The organism is Ureaplasma miroungigenitalium (assembly GCF_025780085.1).
In the GTDB taxonomy this organism is placed as follows: Bacteria; Bacillota_I; Bacilli_A; order Mycoplasmatales; family Mycoplasmoidaceae; genus Ureaplasma; species Ureaplasma miroungigenitalium.
This window is the reverse complement of record NZ_JAOXHL010000003.1, coordinates 62,237-75,026: the sequence shown is the minus strand read 5'-3', so window position 1 is coordinate 75,026 and position 12,790 is coordinate 62,237. Positions and strand designations below refer to the sequence as shown.

Sequence of the window (12,790 nt, the reverse complement as noted above, 5' to 3'; positions counted from 1 at the left end):
AATCTCCTATTTTAAAATTCGTTTGTTATAAATTGCTTGTTTTAATGTTTCATCATCAGCATAATCAACGCTTGAGTTTAATGGTAAACCAAAACCAATGCGATAAACATTTATATCTGGGTTATTTTTAAACAAGTCAACTATGTACGCTGCTGTAACTTCTCCATCATGACTAAAACTTGTCGCAACTATAATTTCTGTAAATTTTTTAGTCGATACATAATCAGCTAATTGTTTTAAATTCGTATGTTCAATCACTACGTTTTTGCGGAAAGAAATTTCCCCGCCCGTTATGAAATATAATCCGTTATAAATATTTGCTGATTCAATACGCTCAACATCTTCATTAGTCGTAACAATCATTAATTTGGTATGATCACGATATTGATTGGCACAAATATAGCACTCAACATCATTAGACATAACACCACAATTAACACAATGTTTAATATCAGTATGCGCCTTTTTTATACGTTTAACAAAATCATCAATATATTTAGTATCTTGTTTTAATAAAAAAAATGCTCATTTTTTAGCATTTTTCGTCCCAACCCCTGGTAAAGAACGTAAAGCGTCAACTAATAGTTCAAATTCCGCTGGTTTTTGCATTTATTAAAATAATTGACCCGCAGCACCTGGCATGATTGAGTTAGTAATTTGTTCTTTAGCTGCTTGTACTGTTTTAATTGCTTCATTAATAGCTTTTACAGTTACGTCTTGTAATGTTTCAGCATCATCCGCATCAATAATATCCGGATTAAAGGTAATGTTTAAAATTTCTAAATTACCTTTGATTTTAACAGTCACTAAACCTTTGTAGTCAAAGTCAAAATCCTTTGCTTCTAATTCGGCTTGTTTCTTCTTTAGTGAATTTTGTAATTTTTGTGCTTCTTGCATCATTTTTTGAAAGTTCATATTGTCTCCTTTGATTAGTCTTTAATTTCTTCTAAATTAGCTATTAAATCACAAACTTCATGACCTTGTCTTTCGTATTCATCATAAAGTTGCGTTCATAAACCATTCTCAATATCTTTAATTATATGAGATTTTTCGGTATTACTTTGTTTTTTATATTCATCAATTATGCCCTGGAAATCACTTGTAGAAATAAAAACATATTGTTTTTTAGGTACAATGTTTTTATAAACAAAATTGATGAAATCTATATTTTTGAAAACTTTGTAGATTTTTGGTAAAGCTGTTTTATTGCAAACACAAATAATTCCGTGTTCAGAAACACCTGCAATTAGTTTTATTTCCTTGACTAAATTTAGTCATTTTAGTTCAGATAAGGAATAACTGCTGCTCAAGTCAGTTTCGTTTCATTTGTTTTTTAATTCCTTTAAACTATTATTAACGTCTATAGATTTTTGTCGGTCAGTATAAACGTTATAAACTATTTTATTGGCCATGGCCAAGTTTTCTTCTTGAATGTCTTTAAGTGAACTACTTACGACATCTTTTGTTTTAGAAATGGCTTTCTTTGGTTCAGTTGCTGACAATCTATCAAGTACATCGTTTTCTTTGGCAGGTCTAGTTACGTTTTTTCTGCTCTTGAACCAATCAATTTGATCTACTTGTAAAGAGTCTTTGATCTCAAGTAGAGATTTATCATAAGTTTGAAAAACATCTGCAAAATATGCATTTTTATAGTTCAAATTTTTATCTACATGTTGTTGTTCAAGCATTAGTGTGGAATCAAGATTTGGTGTTTCGTTAATTGCTCTATCTGATGTTTTTACAACCGGTGACTCGAGTGGTTTTGGCTTAAATGAAACAAATGGCACCTTGGTTTCGGTTGCTTGATTATTTTCTAAGTTGTGTTTAGTTTGTGGTTTTTCTTTGTGAACAAAGACAAATGGATATAATGCCTTTAAGCACTCAAATTCCTGATCAATACTATTTTTAAGATTGGTGTGCAGGGGAATCAATAAATTAACTAATTCATCGATTTTGAATTGGTCGTGTTTTTTTAATGTTTGCACGTCATTGTTTTGGATTAATGAACTGCCTTTATCATCGTTGGTTAATACAAGATATTTGTAAGCAAATAACATTTGTAAAATATCATAAATAAATACTTGAACATTATGGCCGTTAATTATGATTTTTTTTAGTAAATCCTTTAAACCCACATAATCGCCCTGCAGGGCTAAAAGAATAAAATTAATTTGATCATCATAAACAACTAAGTTGAAAATCGCTTGAATGGTTTCTAAGTCTATTTTTTCTTTAGATGTGTTTAATTGATCTAATAAACTTAACATATCACGTGCAGATGATTGTGCTAAGTTAATTAATACATCTTGGGCATCATCACTCATAATAATCTTTTCTTTACTTAAAACATCCACTAGCAGTGTTTTTAGTTGTTGATTGTTTAGAGCTTGAAAGTCGAAACGTTGACTTCGACTAATAATTGTTAATGGTATTTTTTGAAATTCAGTTGTTGCAAAAATAAACACAATATGAGCAGGCGGTTCTTCTAGTGTTTTTAAAAAAGCATTCCATGCTTGGTTAGAAAGCATATGTGCTTCATCGATTACATAAACCTTCTTTTTAAATTTACTAGGTAGATAATATACATTCTCAATAATTGAACGAACTTGTTCGACGCCGTTGTTGCTAGCAGCATCTAATTCAATAAAATCAACTGCTGTATCATTTAATAAATCCAGACAGTTGGCACATTTTTGACAACAGTCATTATTAATGGGCTCAAGACAATTAATGGCCATTGCAAAAATACGTGCAATACTTGTTTTACCAATTCCTCGTGGACCACTAAAAATGTAGGAATGGTTGATTTTATTTAAGCCAATAGAATTGGTAAGAACAGTTTTTATGTGTTCTTGGCCAATAACTTCTTGAAAGCAATGGGGACGATAACGCCGATAAAGAGATAGATTAGACATATGCAATCCTTTCAGTTCAATAATATAATTATAAGTTACAAATGAGTAAGACCTAAAAATCATTTTTTGTTTTGTCATGCTTAAACGTAAAATATTGTATATAATTTAAAACACTACAGGGGGAACAAACATGAATAAACAACTAACACCAACTTTTAAGAAAAACCGATTAGCTAATGCAATTGCTATCGGAGGAATGATCGCTTTTGGTAAATCAACTCTAGCCGAAGCATTACATAAAGCGATTGATAACTCTCGTGTTATTTATGAATTGAACGAGCAAGACCAATTAACACAACTATTATTGCAAAAAATGTATGAACGTGAAAATAACGTCCTTTTCGGTTCACTATTCCAACTTTACTTCGTATTAAACCGTTTTGATAATTACAAAAACAATTGCAATCATGAAAATTTAACAATTTTTGATAGAAGTATTTTTGAGGATTGATTGTTCGCACACTCAAACATCAATAAACCATCAGTTTTCCAATACTACGCTAGTTTATGAGATGGTGTATGCAAGGAATTAGTCTATGAACAAGGAGTACCACAACTATACATTATTCTTGATGGTGACTGAGAATTATTCAAGGAACGAATTTATCTTAGAAATCGTGCAGTAGAAATCGATAACTTTGCTAAAAACGAAGATTATTTCAAAAATTTATTAAATAAATATACAGATTACATGGTTAATGTCTGCAAGGATTTTGGAATTAACTATTTAGTTTTAGATGCACATTTAACAGTTGACGAATTAGTTAATGAAGTTTTAAAAGAACTAAAGAAATTGCAAAATGAGCAAACTAAGTAATAAGGCTAAAATCATTCTCATTGTAGGGGTTATAGCATCTTTAGGAATTGGATTTGCTGTTTATGGTATTTCTCGTGCTCAAAGCAATCGCAACGCTGAACAACAAGAAGATAAGCAAACTGTTCCAAATGACCAAGCAGAGGTTCCTAAAGAAACAGGAGACACTGAAAAATAGTTTTTCATTAAAAAACCAAGCCTTAATTGGCTTGGTTTTTTTATCCTAAAACATTAGTTTCTAATGAAATCCGTTTTTCTTTAATCATAACTATTTGAATCTTATAGTTTCCTAGCAACTCGTTGTTTTCAATTTTTTGCTTAATTTGGTATCCTAAATAATTTAATTGGTCATCGTTAATAATGTTGGCGTCAACCATAACTCTTAACTGACGACCAGAACGAATGACATAAGCTTGTTTAACACCTTCAAATTCATAGCATAACTGTTCTAATTCATTAACCCGTTTGAAATATTCATCATAGGAATTAACACGCGCACCAGGACGCGCTGCTGATAAAGTATCTACTACTTTAACTAAGGCACTATAAATCGAAGATGGAGCTACCTTATTGTGATGTGATTCAATACCATTTATTAAATCTTCGTCAAAATTAAACTTCCGAGCTAATAAAATACCAGCTTCTACGTGATCTAAGTCACTTTCAAAATCGATTGTTTTACCTAAATCATGAAAGAATGCTATTTTTTTAGCTTTCATAGGATCAAGATTTAATTCGGTAGCAATCATTTCTGCTAACTGGGCACATTCAAGTGAATGCGTTAGAATATTTTGTCCATAAGAAGTTCTGAATTTCATCCGACCAATGTAAGGATATAGCTCGGGGTCAATATCATAAAACCCTAACTTGTTTTCAATAACATCTTTTCCAATGGTTATTAAGTTTTGATCAAACTTATTTTTTTCTTCTTCGTAAATTAATTCAATTCGATTGCTATCTATATTTTTACTATCAATAAGTCTTTGCATGGCCAATGAAGCGATTTCACGTCGAATAGGATTTGGCGAAGATACACCAATAATTGGTTGTTGACGATCAACAATCAAATCAACACCTGCCACATTTTCAAAAACAGCTTTGTTGCGGCCGTCTCTTCCGATAATTTTACCTTTTAAACTGTCGTCAGACATTGTAATATTAAACAATGAACGTTCAACAATTAATGGCTCAGCTAAATTTTGCATAGTATCTACAAGAATATTGCTCGCGTAAAACTGGAAGTATTCATCAAATTCTTTTTTTTGTTTTAGATAATCTTTTGCTAAATCTTTTTTATGCTTTATTTGCATATATTTCATGAGTTCATTTTTAGCTTCTTGTTCGCTAAAATTAGTAGACTTTAATAATCATGTTTCCTTCGCTTTTTCTAAATTAGCAATGGTTGTTAAATGATCACTATTGATTTTTTCTAATTTTTCCTTTTCTATCTTTAAAAGGAGATGGTCTTCTTTTAATTGATTGAATTCTTTAACTTGTTCATATAAATCAATTTCGTTATTTTTCATTCATTTCAATTTCAGTTGTTTTTTTCTAGCAAACACTAACATCACAACTGTTGTTATTAGTGCGATAAATATTAATAAACCCAGTAATATATAAAATAAAATTGTATAAGTCATATATATCACCTTTATTAATTATATGGACTTATCCGTAAAATTTTTTTAGAATTCCTTATTATTTACTTTTTTTATAGGCTATTCGGTTGATCTGTCGATCTATTTTCAGATATAACATCAGCGGTAGTTCTAGGTTGTACTAAATCGATAACCTGAGTTTGAATGGCTGTAAAAAGGTCTGGATTTTCTTCTAAATATTTTTTTAATTGTTCTCGGCCTTGAGCAATTTTTGTCTCGTTGTAATAAAACCACGAACCGTTCTTTTTTAGTACTCCGTATTCAATAGCAAAGTCAATGATTTCATTCGCGTAATTAAATCCTTGACCAAAAAATATATCGATATAACACGATTGCATTGGCGGTGCTAATTTGTTTTTAATAACAGTAACTTTCGTCTTAATACCAATTTTATTAATGCCTTCCTTGATTAAATCAGCTTTGCGTGTTTCAATTCGTAAGGAAGCATAAAAACGCAATGCTTTACCCCCCGTTGTTGTTTCTGGATTGCCAAAGAAGACATTAATTTTTTCTCGTAATTGGTTTAAAAAAATAATAGCTGTTTGGGATCGGCTTATTAATGGTTGGATTTTACGCAAACCCTTAGACATCAGGCGTGCGTGTGCCCCCATAGCCGTCTCATTCATATCATTTAGAAATTCATTTTCAGGTATCATCGCTGCGACAGAGTCCACAATAATTAAGTTAATATTGTTAGTCTTTAATAATGTCTCAATCATTTCGAAAGCAATTTCTCCTGTCGTTGGTTGAGCAATTATTAACGTGGAAGTATTAATCCCTAACTTCTTTGCATAATTAATATCAAACGATCCTTCCATGTCAATAAAAACAACCTTGCCACCATTTTTTTGACATTCAGCTGCCGTTTGTAATGCAATGGTTGTTTTTCCGCTTGATTCGTTGCCAAATATTTCAGTAATGCGTCCTACTGGAATACCATTAACTCCTGTAATGTTATCAATTTGCAAGGAGCCGGTTGAAATACAGGCTATTTGTTGATTGTTTAATTCATCAGCAAGGCAATATGATGTTCTTGCAAACTTATTTTCTAATGAACATAAAAGATCACTTTGTTCGTTGGTTTCTTTTTTTGTTTTCATAATCTTCATCTCCTTATTCCATTAATCGTGTAAAAGATGAATTTTACTTTTATTTTTCTAAAATCTTAGATAAGTAAGCCAAAGCATCAAAAGCCATTTCGATACGATTTTTTAAACGCCCTTTATCACTAATTTGCATTTCTTTAGCAAAGCAAAAATCATTAACGGCTACTCCGATATAAAATAATCCCACTTCTTTATTCTCATCCCCTCTTGGTCCAGCATTACCAGTCACTGATAAGCAAACGTGAGTATTTAATAATTGGTTAGTTTTGAGCGCTAACTCTTTAGCTGTTTCAGCACTAATGGTCCCTGTCTCAGCAATGGTTTTCGGATCTACACCCACAACATTTATTTTTGTTTCTTTGGCATAACTAACAATTCCACCCTTATAAAAACTAGAAATACCAGCTTCTTCAGCTAACATAGAAGCTAGTGCGCCACAAGTGGCTGATTCACATGTTGATAATGTTAATTTGTGTGATTCAAAATATTCTTTAATTTTCTTTACCATACAATATCCTTTTTGAGTATCTTGATTATATATAATTATAACCATAAACAAGATTTCTAATCATTAATAACCATTAATGCACGATTGCAGATTATCATAATTAAAGGATTTAAATTGTATAGTTCAAATGGGTGTCTTTGGAGGTTAGTTGTTAATTGGGTATAAAGTGCTCAACTAATATCATGACGCGCTGATGTACATAAATTTTTTGGTATTTTGATTTGACGTAAAACAAAGACTTTATCTAAATCGATTAAAGAAACTTTTTTAAATGGATTATGTTTTAAATCGGGGGCAACCAAAAAAGAATGGTTAAGCATATTCATCAAAAGCGGTTTAGCGGTTTGCACTTTTAACATTTGTTTTTCGTCGACTTTTTTATACAGACAAATGTACATATGACTCTTTTTAGCTAACTGTGATTCTATGTGAGGAAACGGCACATACAATGTAATCACATCTCTTTCACTAATCAATTATCAACACCCCCGTAGCACTTTGGTGAATATAAATAGGATTCACTAAAAGATGATTCATGCTAAGCGTTTCTAATAGTTTTATTTGTGGTTCGCTTAATTCAAAAGCTCCTACTTTCAACATCACGAAGTATTTCTCACGTATTAAAATGATTTTCACCATTTCATAATCTAAGCAACATTCATATAAAAAACTAACCATTTTCTTATCTTTATCACCTAATAAATCGATGCAAAAAGAATGATTATCTTCTTTTAAGTTACTTGATCACAACTGTTGATTTCAAAATAAAAAACTATGAGTAAGCAGTTTTAGTTCTTCATTTGTATGTGTCATAACCAAAAATAAGGCTTTTTGTGCACACCTATCACTAACGATGCATACATTTATGTTTTGTTTTAAACATCCATTCAAAAGGTTATACCGATAAACATAATCACCATATATTTGGGTAAACACAGGACCGTTAGTATATCCTGATAAATAACTAAAATCATACTCACTGCCAATTAGCCAAGCAAAAAGCATGTAAAAAAAGACAAATTTATGAATTTTTAAATGATTGATCTGGCCCCAAATTTTTTGTTCAACTAATCATTTTAACAATCCTAAAAATAAATGTTTCGTGTTAATCATCATATCACCATTTAATTAAACGAAGCATTTTATACATTTACTGATATAAAAAAACAAGCTTGCGCTTGTTTTTCTTGTTTATCCTAAATTTTTCTCAAATTAAGTGGGCTTTTATTTCATAATTTTTTACGGAAATAAGCGTGTGCGATAGCATTAATTTTTTCTACATCATAATATGTATGTGCTAACGTACGTACTCCAAGACCAGGTACATCAAGACCTGAAACACCAAATTGACAATCCATGTCTGGATATGTTTCTTTAATAGCGTGTCGTACCGCTAACACATCCTCTTCGGTTATATTTAAGTTAATTACCAGCATTGTTCCACAGTACGAATATCCACTCATGATTCCAAATGCAGCTTCGTCGTTTTGACGAGGTTCAAATTTCAAGTTATCATACAAGATTAATTTATCATCATAATATATCTTGGTATTTAAATACATTTTTTCATATAAAAGTGGCATATCATATTTTGATCAACCTGGACCAAAACATTCAGTATAAATTAAAGTGGCACTATTGTGCATACGGAATTCATTAAATTGTTCAAATTTCCCGTTTTCATAAACAATTACGTTATCAGATAAGTATTCTAGAATAGCATTTTCTTCTAATGTAATATTTGTATATTGTTGTGAAGATTTACCGTTAATCGTTTTATAAGCCTTAGTTGATGATTGCGTAGTAATAATACACTTAGCATCCTTAGCTACTTCAAAGTCACAACGATATACTTCACCAGCAATATATCCACCACCCATGGCAATTAGTTGAAAGCATGGGTTAGTTAGATCATCTTCATCTACATATAAAGGTTTAGATGTTCGAAAGAAATTAGTAAAGTGTACGGTATGAGCGTAATTTCCTGGGTATCTGTCATCCGTACTAATGTGAATATACATGTACGCTGCATATTCTTTGATTTTCTCTTTAGATAAAATCATTTTTTATTCAGCTTGTTCTTCTAAAAATAATTTCAGACGACTTTCGACTCATTTAGCTACTTCATTTAAACCTTCGTCAGTTTTTAAGTTAGTCATGAAGAAGTCTTTTTGACCACGAGATTTCAATGTATCAGAACGCATTACTTCTAGGTTTGCCCCAACATAAGGTGCTAAGTCAACCTTGTTAATAATGAATAAGTCTGATTTAATCATCCCTTGACCACCCTTACGAGGGATTTTTTCACCTTGAGCAACGTCGATAATATAAATTGAGAAATCGACTAAATCAGGTGAGAAAGTAGCTGATAAGTTATCTCCACCAGATTCTAGGAAAATTAATTGTAGATCTGGGTGACGTTCCATCATTTCTTCGATGGCAGCAAAGTTCATTGAAGCATCTTCACGGATGGCTGTATGTGGACAACCACCTGTTTCAACCCCCATAATACGATCTGCATCTAGAACTGAAGTGTTTAATAGAATACGAGCGTCTTCTTTCGTGTAGATATCATTGGTAATTGCAGCCATTGAATATCCGCTATCTTTTAATTTACGTGTTAATCTTTCGATAAGCATAGTTTTTCCAGCACCAACTGGACCACCTACACCAATAACTAATGGTTTTTTCATATGTTTTTTCCTTTACAATAAATGTTAATTATGACATGAACAAACGAACTGGGACATCCTCGTGTTCCATTTGTGCAATTTCTAAACCTGGAATATTTTTACAAAAATCAGTTTCAAAATCTAAATGCATAGCTTTGTGAATAATATCATCAAAATATGTGTGTTTTAGTTTGTTAACTAAAATTTGACCAGGTACTTGTCCTAACGGAATAGCACGAACACAGTTTTGTGTTAATGCAGCCGTTGTCGAATACAAGTGAGTATATAATGCTGTTCTTAAATCAATATTTAAATAGTGAGCAAGTAGAGCAAATGAAATCGCCGGATTACCAAAGCATTCTTTAGCTTTGATTTTTTTGTGATATTCAAGTAATAGCGGATCATTATAAAGTTCATTATAAATCTTCACCATTTGTACACCAATACGACGTTGTCCATCTCGCGTTTCTCGCGCTAACCCTTGGAAACTAATCATTCGGTCAACATCTCAAATTTCATTGATTTTGTTAGCTTTTAATAAGCTATAAACTTGACGAATGGCTAGTAAATCACCAAATAAAAGTTGTTCGTTCATATAAAGCAATAAAGCTTTTTCTAAAGTTTTGGAATCATGAACAATTTCTTCACGGATGTAAGTTTCAATCCCAAAAGAGTGTGAAAACGATCCAATTGGAAAGTTTGCATTCGTGATTTGCATCAAGTCCAAAAGCAACAACGGCTCATTAACGTGCAGCGTCTGAGTGTCTGAAGGCTTCTTTAAGTTTAATTTTTTTTCTTTCATATTTTGCGTTGCTAGTTTGTAGGAATTCTTCAATTAAGTAATCATACGGAATGATCATTGAAGTTTCTGTAAATTGCGCTGGTGTATGGCGATTACCAATATTATGTGCTAAAAACGCCATTTGGCCAACGGTTGCTGGTGAAATTTCTAAAACATCAGCTTCTTCTAAACGAACGACAATTATTTTTTTATTTTCTTCGTCCATTAGAAGAATATCTCCATCAACTAGCTTTTTCCCTTCCTCTAATTTAATACCGTATTCATTATTTAATTCTGATTTAGCGATAATCACACGTTTCAGTGCATCATCGTTTGTTAAATAAATGTTTTCAATGTCATATCCGATCGTGTTAATTAGTGTATGAACATTATTAATAACTTTCTTAAATGTTGTCATTGGATACCCTCATTTCTTTAAAAAAATAGTTACATAATTCTATTATATAACTATTTTTAAATTATGTATGTTTATTAAACAAATTAAATTAGTACAAGAAGTATCTTTGAGCTAATGGAAGAACTGTTTGAGGTTCAGCGTCTAATACATACTTACCATTTTCAGTTTGACGTAATGTTTTAGCAAGTTCAGCAGCTGGTTTTTCTAATCAGTTTTCTAAGTCAGCCAAGTCAACAGTTGCTTCGAATGTTTGAGCATCAACTTCTAAGTTAGGAGTTGCATCATTGAATTTCATTGAAGCTTTTGAAATGTTACGGCAGTTACGTACTGGTAAGCAGTCTTTAGTCAATCCGTATTCTTCTTTAACTGATGGTTTCTTGTCTAATGATAATTTAGAAACGAATGAAACTGAACATCTGTTTAAAGCAGTACCGATTGCAGCGAATTGGTTACGCATTAGAACTGGTTCACATGTTGGAATAGAAGCGTTTGGATCCCCTACTAAACAACGAACGATGTTTCCCATTTTTGTTACAAAGAAGGGTTTAGCAGCAAAGAATTTAGGTTCTCAAGCAACGATATCAGCTAATTTACCAACTTCAATTGATCCAACGTAGTCAGCAATACCATGAGCGATAGCTGGGTTAATTGTGAATTTAGAAATGTAACGTTTAACACGGTTGTTGTCAGAGAATTCGCTATCTCCTTTTAATAAACCGAATTGAGCTTTCATTTTGTCAGCAATTTGGAATGTTCTAGTTGCAACTTCCCCGATACGTCCCATAGCAAGAGTATCTGATGAAGTCATTGAAATAGCACCCATATCGTGAAGTAAGTCTTCTGCAGCAATAGTTTGTGCACGAATACGTGAATCAGCAAATGCAACGTCTTCAGGAACTTTAGGGTTTAAGTGGTGACATACCATTAACATGTCTAAGTGTTCTGCAATTGTATTTACAGTATATGGAAGAGTTGGGTTTGTTGATGATGGTAAACAGAATGAGTATTTAACTGATTCTAGAATATCGGGAGCATGTCCCCCACCAGCACCTTCTGTATGGTAAGCGTGGATTACACGACCTTTCATAGCAGCGATTGTATGTTCAACGAAACCACTTTCGTTAAGTGTATCTGTATGGATTGATACTGCAACGTCAGTTTTGTCAGCTACAGTTAATGAAGCGTCAATAGCGTTTCCTGTTGCACCTCAGTCTTCGTGGATCTTAAGACCACAAGCACCAGCAGCAACTTGTTCTAAAATTGGGTCTGTTAAACCTTGTCCTTTACCTAAGAAACCAACGTTAATAGGTAATCCGTCAGCACCTTGTAATTGAGTTTTAAGTCATCATTTACCAGGTGTTACAGTAGTAGCTTTTGAACCATCGTTCATACCAGTACCACCAGCGATAATTGTAGTAATACCACCATCAAGTGCTACTTCAGCAATTTCAGGTTCTAGGAAGTGAACGTGAGTATCTAATCCACCGGCAGTGAAGATTTTACCTTCTCCTGAACAAGCTTCAGTTGCGATACCTACTACCATGTCAACATCAGATGTTAAGTGTGGGTTACCTGATTTACCAATAGCGGCAATTAATCCATCACGAATACCGATGTCAGCTTTATAAATACCAGTATAGTCAAGAATTAAAGCGTTAGTAATAACTAAGTCCATAACTTCAACTTTTTTACCAGTTTTTTCGTTTACGTATGAGTGATCACGAGTAAATTGAGCGTTCATACCCATACCTTCACGTAATGTTTTACCACCACCAAATACAGATTCTTCTCCGTATGTAGTGTAGTCTTTTTCAACTTTGATGAATAAGTTAGTATCACCTAAACGGACACTATCACCAGTTGTGATTCCGAATAGATCAGAATAGTTTTTTCTTGAAATTTTAAACATAAATAGACT

General features: G+C 32.3%; 15 protein-coding genes. 2 read left to right on the top strand and 13 right to left on the bottom strand.

The genetic code is table 4. The features are described from left to right. Positions 1-6: 6 nt before the first annotated feature. Genes recR through dnaX form a run of 3 tightly spaced genes read right to left on the bottom strand, consistent with a single transcriptional unit; the run spans position 7 to position 2,915 of the window. The gene (gene recR, locus OF376_RS02730; RefSeq protein ID WP_263821990.1) at positions 7-609 is read right to left on the bottom strand and encodes a recombination mediator RecR; all 603 of its coding nucleotides are present in this window, start codon (positions 607-609) and stop codon (positions 7-9) included. Positions 610-612: 3 nt separating this feature from the next. Beyond that, a complete protein-coding gene (locus OF376_RS02725; protein ID WP_263821989.1) occupies positions 613-915 on the bottom strand; it encodes a YbaB/EbfC family nucleoid-associated protein in 303 nt (100 codons plus the stop codon). A 14-nt stretch (positions 916-929) separates the two neighbouring features. Beyond that, the gene (gene dnaX, locus OF376_RS02720) at positions 930-2,915 is read right to left on the bottom strand and encodes a DNA polymerase III subunit gamma/tau (protein WP_263821988.1); all 1,986 of its coding nucleotides are present in this window, start codon (positions 2,913-2,915) and stop codon (positions 930-932) included. Positions 2,916-3,045: 130 nt separating this feature from the next. Between dnaX and OF376_RS02715 the strand changes: the two genes are divergently transcribed. Continuing rightward, entirely contained in the window at positions 3,046-3,732 is a 687-nt protein-coding gene (locus tag OF376_RS02715; RefSeq protein WP_263821987.1) for a deoxynucleoside kinase, read from the top strand. Next, positions 3,716-3,907, top strand: a complete 192-nt coding sequence (locus OF376_RS02710; protein WP_263821986.1) for a hypothetical protein — start codon at positions 3,716-3,718, stop codon at positions 3,905-3,907. Before OF376_RS02715 ends, OF376_RS02710 begins: the two co-directional genes overlap by 17 nt. A 40-nt stretch (positions 3,908-3,947) precedes the next feature. On the opposite strand, the gene OF376_RS02705 is transcribed toward OF376_RS02710, so the two are convergent. The 10 genes from OF376_RS02705 to ureC all read right to left on the bottom strand — a co-directional run bounded on the left by OF376_RS02705 (position 3,948) and on the right by ureC (position 12,781). Continuing rightward, the gene (locus OF376_RS02705) at positions 3,948-5,369 is read right to left on the bottom strand and encodes an HDIG domain-containing metalloprotein (protein ID WP_263821985.1); all 1,422 of its coding nucleotides are present in this window, start codon (positions 5,367-5,369) and stop codon (positions 3,948-3,950) included. 71 nt (positions 5,370-5,440) lie between these two features. Further along, positions 5,441-6,487 (bottom strand): recombinase RecA, encoded by a 1,047-nt coding sequence (gene recA / locus OF376_RS02700; protein ID WP_263821984.1) that lies wholly within the window; start codon positions 6,485-6,487, stop codon positions 5,441-5,443. Between the two features lie 49 nt (positions 6,488-6,536). Further along, positions 6,537-7,001, bottom strand: coding sequence for a CinA family protein (locus OF376_RS02695; RefSeq protein WP_263821983.1), 465 nt, complete (start codon positions 6,999-7,001; stop codon positions 6,537-6,539). 56 nt (positions 7,002-7,057) lie between these two features. Further along, positions 7,058-7,399: a hypothetical protein gene (locus OF376_RS02690; protein WP_263821982.1), complete on the bottom strand. Its 342-nt coding sequence runs from the start codon at positions 7,397-7,399 to the stop codon at positions 7,058-7,060. A gap of 70 nt (positions 7,400-7,469) precedes the next feature. Then, positions 7,470-8,114 carry a hypothetical protein gene (locus tag OF376_RS02685; protein ID WP_263821981.1) on the bottom strand — a complete coding sequence of 215 codons (645 nt, stop codon included), beginning with the start codon at positions 8,112-8,114 and terminating at the stop codon, positions 7,470-7,472. A gap of 83 nt (positions 8,115-8,197) precedes the next feature. Beyond that, positions 8,198-9,064 carry an urease accessory protein UreD gene (locus OF376_RS02680; protein WP_263821980.1) on the bottom strand — a complete coding sequence of 289 codons (867 nt, stop codon included), beginning with the start codon at positions 9,062-9,064 and terminating at the stop codon, positions 8,198-8,200. Positions 9,065-9,067: 3 nt separating this feature from the next. Then, positions 9,068-9,694: an urease accessory protein UreG gene (ureG, locus tag OF376_RS02675; RefSeq protein ID WP_263821979.1), complete on the bottom strand. Its 627-nt coding sequence runs from the start codon at positions 9,692-9,694 to the stop codon at positions 9,068-9,070. Positions 9,695-9,722: 28 nt separating this feature from the next. Further along, positions 9,723-10,391: an urease accessory protein UreF gene (locus tag OF376_RS02670; RefSeq protein WP_263822007.1), complete on the bottom strand. Its 669-nt coding sequence runs from the start codon at positions 10,389-10,391 to the stop codon at positions 9,723-9,725. A gap of 25 nt (positions 10,392-10,416) precedes the next feature. Beyond that, a complete protein-coding gene (gene ureE / locus OF376_RS02665; RefSeq protein ID WP_263821978.1) occupies positions 10,417-10,872 on the bottom strand; it encodes an urease accessory protein UreE in 456 nt (151 codons plus the stop codon). 88 nt (positions 10,873-10,960) lie between these two features. Next, on the bottom strand, positions 10,961-12,781 hold the full coding sequence (gene ureC / locus OF376_RS02660; protein ID WP_263821977.1) for an urease subunit alpha: 1,821 nt from the start codon (positions 12,779-12,781) through the stop codon (positions 10,961-10,963). Positions 12,782-12,790 lie beyond the last annotated feature (9 nt).